This window comes from Zestomonas ipomoeae (genome assembly GCF_057128665.1).
Window position 1 is genome coordinate 1 of record NZ_JBSKHQ010000016.1, and the last position, 15,644, is coordinate 15,644.

The window sequence follows — 15,644 nt, forward strand, 5'->3', positions numbered from 1 at the left end:
TGCCTGTACCACAAGGAACACGTCGTCCCCTACGACCTGCCGGCGAACAAGACCCGCAGCCTGTTCAAGACCCTCAGCAGCCCGGGCGGTGGCGGCTACAACGAACTGCGCATCGAAGACCGCAAGGGCCAGGAGCAGATCTATCTCCATGCCGAGCGCGACTGGGACGAGAACATCGAGAACGACCAGAAGATCCGCGTCGGCCACGAACGCCACGACACCGTCGAAGCCAACAGCTACAGCGAGCTGCGCGCCGAAGAGCACGTGACCGTCAAGGCCGAGCGCAAGGTCGAAGTCAAACCCAACGACCACCTCAGCGTCGGCCAGAACCAGCACATCAAGCTCGGCACCGCGCAACTGACCAAGGCCGGCCGCGAGATCCACCTCAAGGCCGGGCAGAAGATGGTCATCGAAGCCGGCATCGAACTCACCGTCAAAGCCGGCGGCAGCTTTATCAAGCTCGACCCCGGCGGTATCACCATCAACGGCCCGCTGGCCAAACTCAACGCCGGCGGCTCACCGGGCAAGGGCTCGGGCATCAAGATCCTCGGCCCGCTGCTGCCGGGCATGGCGGACAAGGACAAGGCCGGGGAGGTGCTGGAACAGGCGGTGCCGAACGACCCACTACCCGTACAGCGCAAACTCAAGCGCATGCTCAGTTTCTCCGGCTAATCGACCAAGCCAGGACGCCATACTTCAAGGATTCGACCCACCATGAGCGACACCAACAAAGTCCAGAACTGGAGCTATCCATTCAAGACGGCTGGCGAAAACAGCAAGGAAGTCACCGACCCGCAGCTGTACTTCGATGCCCAGGCCAAGGCCGAGAACGGCTACTACCCGCTGGGAGCCAACGGCCTCTGGCATGGCGGCGTGCACTTCGACGAAAAGACCGGCGCCTTGCTGGATCAGAGCGAGGTGCGCTGCATCGCCGATGGCGAAGTGATCGCCTATCGCATCGATGAAAAGTATCCGGAAACCCTCTATGGCTCCAACCAACCCGGCGCCGGCCCCGAGCCGGCCGGGGCCAAGTACTCGACGGGTTTCGTGCTGGTGAAGCATCGCCTGGAACTACCGCCAGCGCCGGCTCCAGCAGCTCCAGCATCCGGAGCCGCACCGGCAGCTGCAACTGCAACTGCAACTGCAACTGCAACGACAGAAAGCGCTCCCGCACCCGCGACTGCAACCTCGACACAGCCTGCCGCCACCTCGACCGCGGCAGCCGAGACACCGGCAGCAACCGAAGCGCTGACCTTCTACAGCCTGTATATGCATCTGCTCGACTGGGCCGGCTACCAAGCCCAGCCCGCGCTCAAGCGCCCAGCACATTGGGGCGGCGGCACCTGTAAAGTGAAGAGCGACACGACAGACAAAGTACTTGGCCTGAATGTGCGCGAGCACCACGTCGTGCCGGAAGGCAATGTAAATCGCCCGAAGTACGAAAACATTCTGGCCACGCTGCCGCGCGGCACGGAGTTCGAGGTCACCGGTAATGCAGAGAGCGGCTGGTACAAGCTGGTCAGGGCCACTCCTGCAGTCGAGGGCCTCGCTGAAAATACCGGCTGGGTCTATGTCGCCGAGTCGAAGTCGCTGGGCGGAAAACGCTATCTGGTTGCCGAGCACAAATCCAATGACGAACCCGCCGGGGCCGCGCGGTTCGGCCTCCATGTGCGCAAAGGGGGGGCGGGCAGTGACGTTCTTGCCGTGCTGCCCAGAGGAACCGAGATCACGGTCAACGAAGCGGAAGCCAGCGGCAATTACCTGAAGCTGGTGTCCATCGTCAGCGGCAGTTCCATACCGGTGCTGGCCGCAGACGCCGAAGGAAAACTCCCCGGCTATGTCTGGAAGGACTCCCTCGATCGACAACAGGAGCCCGACGCCCGAGGGCGAGACGCAGTGCATGTTCTTGCCACGCCTCACAAGATCAAGGCCGGCGAGCTGATCGGCCACCTGGGCGTCTACCAGGATTACAACCAGTCCGCGCCGAAACCCCGTCTGCACCTGGAGGTCTTCAGTTGCGACGACGTCCCGGCCTTCATCACCAAGAGCCAGGCAAGGGCAGCCGCCCTGCCCGAAGCGCAAAAGACCCTGATCAAGGTGCACAAGGGCTCGGCGATCATCCAACCGACCGCTGCCGACACCCAGATCGAGGCGAATGGAGATGTGCGCCTCTGTGCCGACTCGCCCAAGGAAGGCCGCTGGGCCAAGGTGCGGAAGTACGTCACCTGCAATGCCGACAAGACGACGGAGCTGAGCAGCTTCGATAGCGGCAAGTTGACCTACCAGCTAAGCGCGGCACAGAAGACCACATTGGCTGCCCGCATGGGCATCGAAGCCAGCGACATGCCAGGCACGGTCGACTTCCTCAAGGTCTACTGCAATACCGTTGAAGGGGGCGATCCCCACGACTACACGGGAGCGAACATTCCCGCCACCCACACCTGGCGGAAGATCGGCGCAGCGATAGGCGAGCCGATGTGGATCGAGCGCTCCCAACTCAACGCACAAGGAGGGCGCAGCAGCACCGCCGGAGCCTTGAGCGCCTGGAAGCAATTCCCCCTGCAAACCTCGAGCGACGGCGCCAAATCGGGCTACGACCGCATCCTGCCTGCCGGCTCTTGGGACGGCCTGCCCCATGAACGCAAGGCCATCGCCGGCGACAACGTACGCTGGTGGCATGTCACCGTTGGCGACGAGGCGGGCAACGACGCGTCCGGCTGGGTCCCGGAAAAAGACCTGATCGTCACCCGCCACTCCCCCTGGGAATGGCCCGGCTTCAGCACCCTCCAGGAAACCGCCGCCCCGGCCGACCTGCACGCCCGCAGCCTGCAAGCGGAAGGCCAAGCCACTCCGGCAGAAACCACCCAACTGCAAGGCCGTGTCGACGTCGCCGAACGCGGCCCGATATTGCAGAAGCTCTACGAAATCATCGACCAGCCGGACAGCGCTGGCACGCGCGACGGCCTCTTGAGTAAAAGAGAGATCAAAGAAGCCTTAGGAAGACCCTGGCTGGCGCAACAACTTTCGTTGTTGATTACTCAGTATGAGAGCGAGTGGTTTCCCAACGACGCCAAATGGAATGATCTCGATGCGCATATGGCGGATGATTTGGCAGAGTGGAAAAAGGAGAAAGAACGGATAAAAAATTTGATTTGGTGGGATATCCTGAAGGAAAAGCACGGGATACGGAGCGATGGAATAGCTTGGCATTTTCAGCCAGCGGTGCTCATTGGAAACTTTAAGGTGCAGACCGCAGCGTTTCTCACTTACAGAATAAACTTTGCCGCAGGACTCATCGAAAAGGTCATTCCAAAGACTCCTTCAAAAGAGCGAAAAATCAAATACGCATACGTAGACAAAAACGGAAAAACTCATGAGCTTGGAGACTTGGAATATATCGAGACAGCAAAAATAATTTCACCAGCCTCTCCTGAAGCCGGGACCGTTAGACTCATCGACATTAGAACTTTAAAGAGCTATAGAGACGGAGAGATAGGTTTTAATTTAAAAAATGACTCCTCTAGGCCATACATAAATGACTTGGCTCTTGCGAGCTTGCTTGGGGCAATGCTGGAGGTTGGTTATGATGATTTTTCTTGCAACGGTTTTAGTCATGCAGACGGCACTTCCGCACCAAGCGTTTCACATATAAACGGAGTCAATGGCGACTTCAAGTATCTACGAGCAGACGGAAGCACTCAGCAGCAATCAAGCCTACACATAAATACTCAGCCTGCTCTTTTAGATGAGGTCAGACAGAATAAATTCAACGACGCATTATATAAATATGGCTGGAAGCTTCTTTTCTCATACAAGTACACACTAAATGGAGAGATAAGAATACTAAACCATGCGCGACACTTGTCAAATCATCATCATCATCTCCATCTTCATAACTACTCCCCATCCGTTACAGTGGTAGAATGAATCATGAGATCATTACTTATTTTTATTGCCATGCTGTTTTGCTCAAAAATATATGCATGCGAGCTGGCATCAAAAATTTTCGAAGACCGTAACTGGGGGAGCAGGGAGTTTTTATCCATAACTCAACTGATCAACATCTACGATGCAGACCTTACGCCAGAGCTTGCTCTTGACAAATTAGCAGAAACATTTCCAAAAGAAAAAAAGGGCGGCCTCGTGTTAGCCAGAGGTAGATGCGCAGACGTACGATGGGTATCACGGCTTCACCTTAACCCTGTTTTACTTGGTGATGACCTCAATGGGCTAGTTATAACAGTTAGCACCTATAGCAAAGCCGGGAAGCTTATTGACAAAATAGATCTGGCTCACTTTCTATCTTATGAGGACTACGCAACAGAAAGAATAACCTCCAAGCTCGGCGCAAACTCATTTAAGCTATGCGATAGAACAGTCAAACTCTATGAATACATTGAACTAGAGGACCGAGTGGAATATTTCGATCCCCCTATCAAGTCAGAATGCGCAGAAGAAATATACACAATAAAAAATGGCTATTTTAGCAAAACCCAAACATCTAAAGGGTAAAGATAGTGCCGGGCAAACTACGCTATTGCTTTGGCTATCATTAGTGGCGATCACTTCGCCATCAATCCATTGTGCAGAAATTCCAGGCGATAGGGGTGCAGACGAAAAGACTCTTTGCATGGAACACGAAGATGTCTATTTTAGTTGCCACCTAGAAGAAAGGGACACTATTGTCTCCATTTGCTCCTCCGAGAACCGCTCTCCCAAAGAGGGTTACGTCCAATACCGATATGGCACGCCTGAAAACTCCGAATTGATATTTCCCGAAGACAAAGTTCCTCCGCAGGGAATATTCTTCCTCTCAGATGTGAGTGAGGGCAGCATTAGAGGGCTACACATGAGGTTCACAAAAGGGGAATACACCTACGTAGCATCTTCTGTTATGCCTCGCAGCCTCTATGTCATGAAAAATAACAAGGTGATATTCGAAGGCTACTGCTCTCCGGGAAGGTACTCAACCTTCCCACTTGAAGCATACCGAGGGATAGAGCAGCGTCCTATGGCCGAAGTTGTTCTGCATTAGTTCCAGTGCGGCACACAATGGGCAGTATCAACAGATGTCACAGATACTGCTGCTTTAACAGTAAGAGAATGGGTGCAGATTTAGTTTCAGCCAGTAGAAAAGCATTACAAGTAAAAGAGCACGCTGAGCAACGCCTTGAGCCTTAAGGAACATGTAATGCTTAGAATAATCATTATCGCGTGCCTCTCAGTAGGCGCAAGCTATTCGCTGGCTGAGAACTGTGCTCATGACTTTAACCAAGACAATAAATGTGACAGCTACACTATAACCCCAGTAGACAATTTCGATGGAGCAAATAAAGTAACCATCCTCTTAGGAGGTATCGGGGAGATAACAGGCGTATTTTATACAGGCTCCGGAGGCATATATCCCGGCTATCTCCCTGGAGAAATAACTATCCCCTTAAACTACGATAGTCCACGCGATAAACTTCAACAGACCTATACCTTCCGCTGGGATAAGCAGGTAGAAAATTTCGCACTCATTAAAGAGGCCGCCTGGGAAGAGCCCTATAGAGAAGAGCAATACACCCTAAACAATGAACATATTCCGGACAGGGATCGTTTCCCACAGAATTTCGAAGTAAAACGATTTGATTGTTGCCTATTTTTTTCTGACTTTGATGGCCAACCAATTAATTATACAGCCTTGAATCCAGACAAAGCCAAGAAATCCATCGAAGATGACCTTCGTCGGCTGAGAGAGTATCTACCCAGAGGTACAAATAGTCTTCTATTCTATACAGACACACCGCCAAGTGCAGCAAATAGAAAGCCAATACCTGCCGACTTTATTTATGAATTGAGCACTATTCTTTCTAACCACAACGTTGAGGCGCTTAATAATTACGCCTTTTATCTACAAAAAACAGGCAATGATGTTCTGGCAATTATTTTGCTTCGCAAAATCAGAGATACCTACCCACAGCGAGTAGTTGCAGCTTTAAATTTGGCAGACAGTTATTGGAAAATAGGCATGAAGGAATCCGCCTGCCCTTTATACAAAGAATATGAAAAGGAAATGACACAGCGTGGCAAGCAAGCGAGGATACCAGAGAGACTAAACAATCGGCTAGAGTGCTGATTGATTGCTTAAATTATAACTGGAGCCATCTCTCGAGCCTCTGCACTCTGGCGGCAATATTTGGTAAAGAAGGCGATATGACAAATACAGTACTTGGCCTAAATTTACGCGAGCACCTTAAAACCTCCAGCAATAATAAAACTTCTTCAAGTAAAAAATATTCTGCGCACGATACCGCGCGACACAAAGCTCGAGGTCACCGGTAGTCCCAAGGGCGACTGGTAGAAGAGCGGCAGAATAAATTCAAAAATGCTCTGCATAAATTCGGCTAGAAAAGCATGCTTTCCTGGCAGTATGAGTTAGCCGAAAAGAAGAAGATTCTATCGCATGCGCAGCATTATAGCGATCACCACCATGTGCACATCCAATGGTGCCCCCAACTTACATAGCAATAAACTAGCCATGAATCACTTCATATTTGCTCTGTACTTCGCCCTATGCACTGGATGCATCACACCTCTAGCTATCGCCCAACCTCTTCCTGCAAGTCTTAAAGAGATAGATGTCGAGAATTATGTAGATGTAACTGGCGATTTTTTCACCCCGCACAGTGCCCTGTTGGAGCTTGAGAAGAAATCAAACCATGGGCATTTAATGAACAACCACCACATACCATTAGAGACTGGCAGCACGGCGCGCTTCGATTGGCTCACAAGTATCCATGAGGAATCCTTCATTGATGAGACAGGTGAAGAACTATCCGGCTTAGCCATAACTCTATCAACAAAAAAACAAGGGCAATCTATCGACACTCTCAATGCAGCACACTTTCTAACCTATGAGGGATACGCAAAGAAGCGCTCATCCATCCTTAACGAGAACATGATTGAAATCTGCGATAAAACGATCGAGCTTTTCCGCTATTCAGAAAACGGGGACATCATTGGAAAACTATCGCCGTATAGAGAAAGTCCGTGCCAGACGACGCGCTACTTGATAAAGGATGGGGTCTTCAAAAAAATCAGCGCAAAGGACCAATGATAACGAACAAGAAACCCTCCATATTTTTTGCTGCCTTACTAGCAACCTTTGGATGCAAAGCCACCACGCCGCCCGCTGATACTATCGAACTGGACGGAAAATATGGAAGCATTGTCTACGAGTCTCCCCAAAAAGGGGGAACCTGGAAGGATATCTCCTATAAAAATAGCTTATACAAAGAACAACTATTCCTTGGACAAAGCTCTTATTTCGAATCCGGCCAAGAGCCCGACTTCTCACACAATGGAGCTTACTTCAGAGTAAACAGGCTATTACACGGCACAATAGATATAGGTGCAGGCCAAGAGGAAGAATACGCAAACTACTATTGCTCCTTCATCGACATGCACACCGGATGCGTCGTCAGACAAGAGACCGGCTCATTCTGTGGCGGCAGTTGGTCATCTGACGGGGACGATTGGCTTTGGGATGGGGAGCAGCACATAATTGACTTGCGCAAAGTAGAAGGCTTTAGCCTAGGGGACCTCGAAGAATACTTCTCTGAAATTGGCGGAACCAAAAATGTCGATATCTGCACCCAAAGTAAGTAGACAATTCGACGCATGAAGCGGGGAAAATTTGGACAAATTTATTTTTTGGCCTGGAGAAGCTTAGTTGACTCAAACAGCCCAACGGAAGGACAACGGCTTGATTAATCTCAAGTGCAACAATTGGTTTTCTCGGCCAGTTCGAACTTTGGCGCTAGTGGCCATTGCCGCCAGTGCGATGATGGAGGCCCGCGCAGAAGCCTTCGATTGGCAAGGCATTACCTACTCGGAGGCGCGGGCCGAGCTTGCCATGCTGCAGCCCGATGCCGTTGGCGTCTGGACATGTGGCTACACGACCAGCACGACGTCGCAGGAAACTCTCATGGTTGAGATTGATGAGCAGTTTCTCTATCTGAAGCAGCAAAACCAGATTCGGCAATTGACGTTGAAGAGCGAAGACGGGGACAGCATGGTCTATACCCTGCCTGATGAGAGCCTGGTTGTGCGCATGACGATATTGCAGCGCACCAAATTCAGCGAATATCAGGAGTCGCATGACCGCCAAGTATCGGTCGAAATAGAAGGCCAAGGGCGCTCCGAGAAGCGCGATCTTTACGGTGAAGACTGTGGAATCTGACGTTTCCCGGTCGTAGATGGGCAATTTATGAATGGATGCATGCGCAAGGTACCCAAAACGGCAGTTCTTCTCGCACTGGTAGGAGTCCAGCTGATCCCGCCCGGCATTCTCGATGCCCGAGGAGCACAGCGTAGTGAGCAAAACACTGCTCGATACGCAGACGCATTCCCGGTTGTGCCCGAGAATGGCTGTCGCAATCTGAATCTGGAATCAACTCTGGAAGCGTTTTACGAGGATGTCGCTCTGCAACGCTTGCTCGTTCAGGAAACCGTCCGCAAGAGCGTCATGATCGATGCCGACCCGGAGCCAAGACCGGTCACCACCGTGCTGTCGTCCCGGCAACTGACCTATCCGCTCATTCCCAACGCCGCGGATAGGCAATCGAATGATCTGGCGGTGCATCTCGTCGACAGCGACTCGCGAAGAGCCACCGTGCTTTTGAGCAAGCGGGATACGGACTATCAGGTCGTTTATGTCTTCGAAAAGCATGAGTGCTGGAAGCTGACGGAAATCATCGACTTCTCCCTCTGAACAAGTATTGCTCACACCCCCTCTCCCGGTGTTCCCGATGAATCGATGGCTACGCAGTCTGCTCCTTTGTCACTTGGCTGTTCCCCTGGCCTGCTTCGCTGACGGTCCTCGCTTCGACGAGTATGCAGTCGACAGACTATTCCGGGGCGCGCATGCAGCCCTGGCAGCGGATGCGGACGACGACTCCCTGTGGAGCGCTGCCCGCAAGCAAGCCCTGGAAAGGCCGGTGAACTTTGCCGGGCATTACGTTCTGTTCACCGCTGGCTGCGGTGGCGGTGCGGTTTGCGGGGAAGTGCTGGACGCCGAAACCGGTCGGGTCGCCGCCTCGCTGCCCAATGCCTACGAAATGGACAGTGCCGATGGCAGCTACTTCGACGCCGGCCACCAGGCGAACAGTCGCTTGCTGATCATCAGCGGCATAGCCGCCGATCCGGAAACCGGCCCAGGCGGTGAAGTGCTGCCGCGCCGCAATCGCATCCGTTATTTCGAATGGCAGAACGGCGCGTTGCGGCTTGTGAAGGTTGCCGATGAATAGTCCTCTCCCGGTGCTTTTCGCCGCCATCGCCACGCTCGCTCTTATTCCACAAGCTTTCGCGCAGGAAGGCTGCTACGGCCACCTCACCGAACTGGTGCGCAGCAGTGACTTTCCCTTCCGCTATGTGGATAAGGGCCAAGCCAACTTGCTGATCGACAACGACACCGATGGCCGCATCATGGCCCAGCTGTTTTTCGCTACCGATGGCTCGGGTGTGATCGGTTGGGTCAGATATGACGTAGCGGCTCGGCAATTGATGAATATCTCCGCCGATCTCGAAACGCCAGAACCGCTGCAGTTCGACCGTACCCATGCGCTCGCTTTCGAGGCCTGTCTCGCCGAAGCTCCGCGCAAACGTGACTGAATCGACATTGGCCGGGTGACCGCAGCCGCGCATTTGCGTCTTTACGCTAATTCCTCAACAGAACGGAACTCTGCCTATGCCCTCCATCTATCAGCTCAAACCCCGCTTCCAGGCGCTGTTGCGCCCCCTGGTCACGCGCCTGCATGCCCAGGGCGTGACGGCCAACCAGGTTACCCTCGCCGCCTGCGCGGTTTCCCTGCTGGTGGCCGCACTGGTGGCGGGGTTCGTCGAGCATGCCTGGTTGTTCGCGTTGATCCCGCTGTGGATGTTCCTGCGCATGGCGTTGAATGCCATCGACGGCATGCTGGCGCGGGAGTTCGGCCAGCAGTCGAAGCTCGGTGCCTATCTGAACGAGCTCTGCGATGTGATCGCCGACAGCGCTTTGCTGCTGCCGTTCGCTTTACTATCTGGCGTGTCGCCACTATGGGTGGTGGTCGTCACCCTGTTGGCGTTGATCAGCGAATACGCCGGCGTGCTCGGGCCGATGGTCGGTGCCTCGCGCCGCTACGACGGGCCGATGGGCAAGAGCGACCGGGCGTTCTGCTTCGGTGTGCTGGCCGCCGGTGTCGCCAGCGGGCTGCTGCCCCTGGGCTGGATCGATTATGCGTTGATGCTGATCGCCGCGCTGCTGCTGTACACGATCTACAACCGCGTGCGTCTCGGATTGGCCGAGACGGCGCACTGAAATCCCTGAAAAGGAAAAGGAACTTCCCATGCGTAACTGCCAAACCCAGACCTTCACCACCCACGACGGCGTCGAGCTGTTCTACCGCCACTGGCCGGCGGCGGACGAGAGCGCCGGCCCGCGCCGGGCGGTGGTGCTGTTCCACCGCGGCCATGAGCATTCGGCGCGCCTGGCCCATCTGGTCGATGAGCTGAACCTGCCGGACTTCGATTTCTTCGCCTGGGACGCCCGCGGCCATGGCGAATCCCCCGGCGCGCGCGGCGACAGCCCAAGCTTCGCCACCAGCGTGCGCGACGTGCAGACCTTCATCGACCATATCGCCAGCGAGCACAGCATTCCCGAGGAGGACGTGACAGTGCTGGCGCAGAGCGTCGGCGCGGTGCTGGTGGCCACCTGGACCCATGACTACGCGCCGAAGATCCGCTCGCTGGTGCTCGCCTCGCCAGCCTTCAAGGTCAAGCTCTACGTGCCCTTCGCCCGTCCGGGGCTGAAGGCGATGCGCGCCTGGCGCGGCAATTTCTTCGTCGACAGCTATGTGAAGGCGCGCTTTCTCACCCATGACCCCGAGCGCATCGCCAGCTACGACAGCGACCCGCTGATCGCCAAGGCGATCTCGGTAAACATGCTGCTGGGGCTCTACGAGGCAGCGGAGCGGGTAGTGGCTGATGCCGCGGCGATCCAGATTCCCACCCAGTTGCTGATTTCCGGCGCCGACTTCGTGGTCGAGCGCAAACCCCAGGAGCAGTTCTTCGAGCGCCTGGGCAGCGTGCGCAAGGAGAAGCACATCCTGCCCGGCTTCTTCCACGACACCCTCGGTGAGCGCGACCGCGCTCATGCCGTCGCCCGCGCCCGGCGCTTCATCCTGCAGAACTACCAGCAGCCGACGAGCCGCCCGTCGCTGCTGGATGCCGACCGCCTGGGCACCACCTGTGCAGAGGCCGAAAGCCTGGCCGCACCGCTGCCGGCGAAGTCGCCGCGCGCGCTGTACTGGAGCCTCACCCGCGCCGGATTGAAGGTCGGCAGCCTGTTTTCCGATGGCGTGAAGCTGGGCTTCGACACCGGCTTCGACTCCGGCAGCACGCTGGACTACGTCTACCGTAACCAGCCCAGCGGCGAGAACGCCCTGGGCCGGCTGATCGACAAGAACTACCTGAATTCCATCGGCTGGCGCGGCATTCGCCAGCGGAAAATCCACGTGGAGGAGCTGCTGCGCCTGGCCATGCAGCGCCTGCGCGAGGCTGGCGCGCCCGTGCGCATCGTCGATATTGCCGCCGGCCATGGACGCTACATTCTCGAGGCGCTGCAAGACATGGAGCAGTTGCCGGAGTCGATCCTGCTGCGCGACTACAGCGACATCAACGTGCGCGACGGCCAGAAGCTGATCGAGCAGAAGGGCCTCGGCGAGATCGCGCGCTTCGTCAAGGGCGACGCCTTCGACCGGGCCGATCTGGCGTCGCTCGATCCCAAGCCGAGCCTGGCGGTGGTGTCAGGCCTCTACGAGCTGTTCGGCGATAACCAGATGGTCGGCGGCTCACTGGCCGGGCTGGCCGAGGCGGTCGAACCCGGCGGCTACCTGGTCTACACCGGCCAGCCCTGGCACCCGCAATTGGAGCTGATCGCCCGCGCCCTGACCAGCCATCGCGATGGGCAGGCGTGGGTCATGCGCCGGCGGACCCAGGCGGAGATGGACCAACTGGTGGAAGCCGCTGGCTTCCGCAAGCTGACCCAGCGCATCGACGAGTGGGGCATATTCAGCGTGTCCCTGGCGCAGCGGCAGGGCTGAGCCATGGACGCCACCGCACGCGAACCGGGGCTGTGGAAACGCGCCCTGCTCTGGCTGCTGTTTCTCGGCCCGTTCTTTTTCGCCAGCTACGGGCTGGCGACCTGGGTCACCGCCCAGCGCGACGACGTCGGCACCTTCGTCTTCGCCTGGGAGGCGCAGATGCCGTTCTGGGCCTGGACCATCGTGCCCTACTGGTCGATCGACCTGCTCTACGGCCTGTCGCTGCTGCTCTGCGCCACCCGCCACGAACTGGATAGCCACGCCAAGCGGCTATTCAGCGCGCAGGTAATCGCCGTGAGCTGCTTCCTGCTGTTCCCGCTGCGCTTCACGTTTCCGCGCCCGGAAATGGATGGCCTGTTCGGCACGCTGTTCGAGATCCTTGGTGCCTTCGACAAGCCATTCAACCAGGCGCCCTCGCTGCATATCGCCCTGCTGGTGATCCTCTGGGTCATCTACGCGCGGCACCTGCACGGGCTCTGGCGCTGGCTGATGCACGGCTGGTTCGCGCTGATCGGGCTGTCGGTGCTGACCACCTGGCAGCACCACTTCATCGACGTGCCGACCGGCGCCCTGGCCGGCTGGCTGTGCGTCTGGCTGTGGCCGACGGAAGGCACCAGCCCGCTGCGGGCACTGCACCCGGCCCGCTCGGCACAACGCCGGCGGCTGGCGCTGAGCTATGGCCTGGGCGCGGCATTGTGCGCAGTACCAGCCTTTGCCCTTGGCGGTGGCTGGCTCTGGCTGCTGTGGCCGGCAGTCGCGCTGCTGCTGGTAGCGCTGAACTACGGGCTGATCGGCGCAGCGGGCTTCCAGAAGCGTGGCGACGGCAGCCTGAGCCCGGCGGCGCGCTGGCTACTGGCGCCCTACCTGGCCGGTGCCTGGCTCAATTCCCGACTGTGGACCAGGCGGCAGCCGGCGCCGGTGGAAGTCGCCGATGGCGTCTGGCTGGGGCGACTGCCCGGCGCCGCGCAACTGGCCCCCTTCCAGGCGCTGGTGGATCTTTGCGCCGAACTGCCGGTGGTGCCGCAGGGACGGGTCTATCGCACGCTACCGGTGCTGGACCTGACGGCCCCCGACGCCGATACCTGCCGTGCCGCCGCCGAAGCCATCGAGCAGGCGCGCGAGGCCGGCCAGGTGCTGGTCTGCTGCGCCCTGGGCTATTCCCGCAGTGCCACGGCGGTGGCGGCCTGGCTGCTGCATAGCGGTAGGGCGACAACGGTGGAGGATGCCGTGGCCCGGGTTCGCGCGGTGCGGCCGCAGGCCGTGCTTGGCGAGGCCCATCGGCAGGCGCTGCATGCGCTGCTAGGCGGCGAGGTCGCCAGCGCGGCACCGGAGGTGGCCCATGCCTGACTGGAACCTGAAGGTCACCGCCGCGCTGCTGCGACGCGGTGCGGAGCTGGACCGGCTGTCCGCCAGCCTCACCCTGATCGCCCTGTTGCTCGGGCTGATCGGCATCCTGTTCAACGCCACGCATGCACTGTTGTTCGCCTTGGTCGGCACGCTGATCCTGCTGGGACTGGCGCAGAAGTACTGGGCCTTGCGGGTGGCGTTCGACGCCGAGCTGTTCGCCGACATGGCCGACGCCGCCGGTGAGCAGCCGCACAACACCGAGGCCCTGGACCGCGCGCTGATCGACCTCCGCCTGCTGCCCGCGACCCATGCCGGCCGGCCCTGGGCCGAGCGCAGCCAGGGTGCGCTGCGCCTTTTGCGCGTCCAGGCCACGCTCTGCGCCCTGCAACTGCTGCTGGCCCTGGCCGGCCTGCCGCTCATTGCCCTTACCGAGTAGGAACTTACCCATGCTCGAAGCACTGACCGCTTTCACCATCACCGCCGCCGCCCGCGCCGTCACCGGTGCGCGCAGCCTCTGGCTGGGCTGCGAGCCGCAGCCGGTACAGCGCATCTACTACGCCAACCACAGCAGCCATGGCGACTTCGTGTTGCTCTGGGCCTCGCTGCCGCCAGAGCTGCGCGCCCGTACCCGTCCGGTGGCCGGCGCCGACTACTGGCAGAGGGGTGCCTTGCGCCGCTATGTCATCAATCGCGTGTTCAACGGCGTGCTGATCGACCGCGAACGCCGCGATGCCCACAGCAACCCGCTGCAGCCAATGCTCGATGCGCTGGACGAGGGAGACTCGCTGATCCTCTTTCCCGAAGGCACGCGCAACCTGGAAGACGGCCTGCTGCCGTTCAAGAGCGGACTGTTCCACCTGGCCAAGGATCGCCCGCAGGTCGAGCTGGTGCCGGTGTGGATCGCCAACCTCAACCGGGTGATGCCCAAGGGCCGCATGCTGCCGCTGCCGCTGTTGTGCACCCTGAGCTTCGGCGCGCCCCTGCTGCTCGCCGAGGAGGAAACCAAGGACGATTTCCTGAACCGCGCCCGCGAGGCGCTGCTGGCGCTGGCCGAGGAGGCCAACTGAAATGGATAACAACACACTGCTGCTGTTTCTCGGGATCGGAGCGGTACTGGCACTGGCCTCGCTGACCGGCTGGATACTCAAGCGACGCGCCGGCGACGCGCCGAACGTGGTGATCGACAACCTCAATGCACGGATCAACGCCTGGTGGGTGATGGTGGCGGTGATCGGCACCGCCTTCCTGTTCGGCAAGCTGGGGGTGATCCTGCTGTTCTACTGGGTCTCGTTCTCCGCCCTGCGCGAGTTCATGACCCTGACACCAACGCGGCGCAGCGATTACCCGGCGCTGGTCGCCGCCTTCTACTTCGCGCTGCCGATGCAGTACCTGCTGATCGCCATCGACTGGTACGGCATGTTCTCCATCTTCATTCCGGTGTACCTGTTCCTGCTGTTGCCGATCCTCGCCTCTCTCGGCGGCGATACCACGCGCTTCCTCGAGCGCGCCTCGAAGGTGCAGTGGGGGCTGATGATCGCGGTGTTCTGCATCTCCTTCGTGCCGGCGCTGCTGACCCTGGACGTGCCCGGCTACGAGGACCGCAACCTGCTGCTGATCGCCTACCTGGTGATCGTCGTGCAGTCCTCCGATGTGTTGCAGTACATCTGCGGCAAGCTGTTCGGCAAACGCAAGATCGCGCCGAACCTGTCGCCATCGAAGACCGTGGAAGGCTTCGTCGGCGGCGTGGCGCTGGCCACCGGCGTCGGCGCCATGCTCTGGTGGATCACCCCGTTCAACCTCTGGCAATCGGCGCTGATCGCCCTGTGCATCAACCTGCTCGGCTTCTTCGGCGGGCTGGTGATGTCGGCGATCAAGCGCGACCGCGGGGTGAAGGACTGGGGCTATCTGATCGAAGGCCACGGCGGCATGCTCGACCGTCTGGATTCGGTGTGCTTCGCCGCGCCGATCTTCTTCCATATCGTGCGCTTCTGGTGGACGCCCTAGGCATCGGCCTGGCGTTGCCCTGCGGCGCGGGCCAGATGGCCGCTTGCGTTGGGCTTCGTCGCTGTGCTCCTCAACCGCAACCTACCTGCTAGACCCAACGGGTGGCGCCGTTGACTTATCGGGCGCCATGCACAGCGAGAATATATCCGTTCCGACTTTCCCACCTCCGGC

General features: G+C 58.2%; 17 protein-coding genes. All 17 read left to right on the forward strand.

Annotated features, from left to right (window positions below):
* On the forward strand, positions 1–672 hold a 672-nt coding region (locus ACWKV7_RS16645; protein WP_483858809.1), incomplete at its 5' end, for a bacteriophage T4 gp5 trimerization domain-containing protein.
* Positions 673–714: 42 nt separating this feature from the next.
* A complete protein-coding gene (locus ACWKV7_RS16650) occupies positions 715–3,927 on the forward strand; it encodes an SH3 domain-containing protein (RefSeq protein WP_483858810.1) in 3,213 nt (1,070 codons plus the stop codon).
* Positions 3,928–3,930: 3 nt separating this feature from the next.
* Positions 3,931–4,512, forward strand: a complete 582-nt coding sequence (locus ACWKV7_RS16655) for a hypothetical protein (RefSeq protein ID WP_483858811.1) — start codon at positions 3,931–3,933, stop codon at positions 4,510–4,512.
* A gap of 118 nt (positions 4,513–4,630) precedes the next feature.
* Positions 4,631–5,035 (forward strand): hypothetical protein, encoded by a 405-nt coding sequence (locus ACWKV7_RS16660; protein WP_483858812.1) that lies wholly within the window; start codon positions 4,631–4,633, stop codon positions 5,033–5,035.
* 156 nt (positions 5,036–5,191) lie between these two features.
* Positions 5,192–6,118: a tetratricopeptide repeat protein gene (locus ACWKV7_RS16665; RefSeq protein WP_483858813.1), complete on the forward strand. Its 927-nt coding sequence runs from the start codon at positions 5,192–5,194 to the stop codon at positions 6,116–6,118.
* A gap of 327 nt (positions 6,119–6,445) precedes the next feature.
* Complete coding sequence (locus ACWKV7_RS16670) at positions 6,446–7,099, forward strand: hypothetical protein (protein WP_483858814.1); 654 nt, start codon at positions 6,446–6,448, stop codon at positions 7,097–7,099.
* Complete coding sequence (locus ACWKV7_RS16675; RefSeq protein ID WP_483858815.1) at positions 7,096–7,650, forward strand: hypothetical protein; 555 nt, start codon at positions 7,096–7,098, stop codon at positions 7,648–7,650. The genes ACWKV7_RS16670 and ACWKV7_RS16675 overlap by 4 nt, the downstream gene beginning before the upstream one ends.
* A gap of 97 nt (positions 7,651–7,747) precedes the next feature.
* Positions 7,748–8,224: a hypothetical protein gene (locus ACWKV7_RS16680; RefSeq protein WP_483858816.1), complete on the forward strand. Its 477-nt coding sequence runs from the start codon at positions 7,748–7,750 to the stop codon at positions 8,222–8,224.
* 39 nt (positions 8,225–8,263) lie between these two features.
* Positions 8,264–8,755, forward strand: a complete 492-nt coding sequence (locus ACWKV7_RS16685) for a hypothetical protein (RefSeq protein ID WP_483858817.1) — start codon at positions 8,264–8,266, stop codon at positions 8,753–8,755.
* Between the two features lie 226 nt (positions 8,756–8,981).
* The gene (locus tag ACWKV7_RS16690; RefSeq protein ID WP_483858818.1) at positions 8,982–9,290 is read left to right on the forward strand and encodes a hypothetical protein; all 309 of its coding nucleotides are present in this window, start codon (positions 8,982–8,984) and stop codon (positions 9,288–9,290) included.
* Entirely contained in the window at positions 9,283–9,654 is a 372-nt protein-coding gene (locus ACWKV7_RS16695; RefSeq protein WP_483858819.1) for a hypothetical protein, read from the forward strand. Before ACWKV7_RS16690 ends, ACWKV7_RS16695 begins: the two co-directional genes overlap by 8 nt.
* Before the next feature lie 76 nt (positions 9,655–9,730).
* The gene (locus tag ACWKV7_RS16700; protein WP_483858820.1) at positions 9,731–10,339 is read left to right on the forward strand and encodes a CDP-alcohol phosphatidyltransferase family protein; all 609 of its coding nucleotides are present in this window, start codon (positions 9,731–9,733) and stop codon (positions 10,337–10,339) included.
* Positions 10,340–10,367: 28 nt separating this feature from the next.
* Entirely contained in the window at positions 10,368–12,122 is a 1,755-nt protein-coding gene (locus ACWKV7_RS16705; RefSeq protein WP_483858821.1) for a bifunctional alpha/beta hydrolase/class I SAM-dependent methyltransferase, read from the forward strand.
* A gap of 3 nt (positions 12,123–12,125) precedes the next feature.
* Positions 12,126–13,469 carry a phosphatase PAP2/dual specificity phosphatase family protein gene (locus ACWKV7_RS16710; RefSeq protein WP_483858822.1) on the forward strand — a complete coding sequence of 448 codons (1,344 nt, stop codon included), beginning with the start codon at positions 12,126–12,128 and terminating at the stop codon, positions 13,467–13,469.
* The gene (locus ACWKV7_RS16715; protein WP_483858823.1) at positions 13,462–13,905 is read left to right on the forward strand and encodes a hypothetical protein; all 444 of its coding nucleotides are present in this window, start codon (positions 13,462–13,464) and stop codon (positions 13,903–13,905) included. The genes ACWKV7_RS16710 and ACWKV7_RS16715 overlap by 8 nt, the downstream gene beginning before the upstream one ends.
* A gap of 10 nt (positions 13,906–13,915) precedes the next feature.
* Entirely contained in the window at positions 13,916–14,536 is a 621-nt protein-coding gene (locus ACWKV7_RS16720) for a lysophospholipid acyltransferase family protein (protein WP_483858824.1), read from the forward strand.
* A 1-nt stretch (position 14,537) separates the two neighbouring features.
* On the forward strand, positions 14,538–15,473 hold the full coding sequence (locus ACWKV7_RS16725; protein ID WP_483858825.1) for a phosphatidate cytidylyltransferase: 936 nt from the start codon (positions 14,538–14,540) through the stop codon (positions 15,471–15,473).
* Positions 15,474–15,644: the final 171 nt, after the last annotated feature.

Bases quoted from the DNA above. Each gene is read 5' to 3' on its own strand.
- ACWKV7_RS16650 (WP_483858810.1), top strand. From the start codon at position 715: ATGAGCGACACCAACAAAGTCCAGAACTGGAGCTATCCATTCAAGACG.
- ACWKV7_RS16655 (WP_483858811.1), top strand. From the start codon at position 3,931: ATGAGATCATTACTTATTTTTATTGCCATGCTGTTTTGCTCAAAAATA.
- ACWKV7_RS16660 (WP_483858812.1), top strand. From the start codon at position 4,631: ATGGAACACGAAGATGTCTATTTTAGTTGCCACCTAGAAGAAAGGGAC.
- ACWKV7_RS16665 (WP_483858813.1), top strand. From the start codon at position 5,192: ATGCTTAGAATAATCATTATCGCGTGCCTCTCAGTAGGCGCAAGCTAT.
- ACWKV7_RS16670 (WP_483858814.1), top strand. From the start codon at position 6,446: ATGCGCAGCATTATAGCGATCACCACCATGTGCACATCCAATGGTGCC.
- ACWKV7_RS16675 (WP_483858815.1), top strand. From the start codon at position 7,096: ATGATAACGAACAAGAAACCCTCCATATTTTTTGCTGCCTTACTAGCA.
- ACWKV7_RS16685 (WP_483858817.1), top strand. From the start codon at position 8,264: ATGCGCAAGGTACCCAAAACGGCAGTTCTTCTCGCACTGGTAGGAGTC.
- ACWKV7_RS16695 (WP_483858819.1), top strand. From the start codon at position 9,283: ATGAATAGTCCTCTCCCGGTGCTTTTCGCCGCCATCGCCACGCTCGCT.
- ACWKV7_RS16700 (WP_483858820.1), top strand. From the start codon at position 9,731: ATGCCCTCCATCTATCAGCTCAAACCCCGCTTCCAGGCGCTGTTGCGC.
- ACWKV7_RS16705 (WP_483858821.1), top strand. From the start codon at position 10,368: ATGCGTAACTGCCAAACCCAGACCTTCACCACCCACGACGGCGTCGAG.
- ACWKV7_RS16710 (WP_483858822.1), top strand. From the start codon at position 12,126: ATGGACGCCACCGCACGCGAACCGGGGCTGTGGAAACGCGCCCTGCTC.
- ACWKV7_RS16715 (WP_483858823.1), top strand. From the start codon at position 13,462: ATGCCTGACTGGAACCTGAAGGTCACCGCCGCGCTGCTGCGACGCGGT.
- ACWKV7_RS16720 (WP_483858824.1), top strand. From the start codon at position 13,916: ATGCTCGAAGCACTGACCGCTTTCACCATCACCGCCGCCGCCCGCGCC.
- ACWKV7_RS16725 (WP_483858825.1), top strand. From the start codon at position 14,538: ATGGATAACAACACACTGCTGCTGTTTCTCGGGATCGGAGCGGTACTG.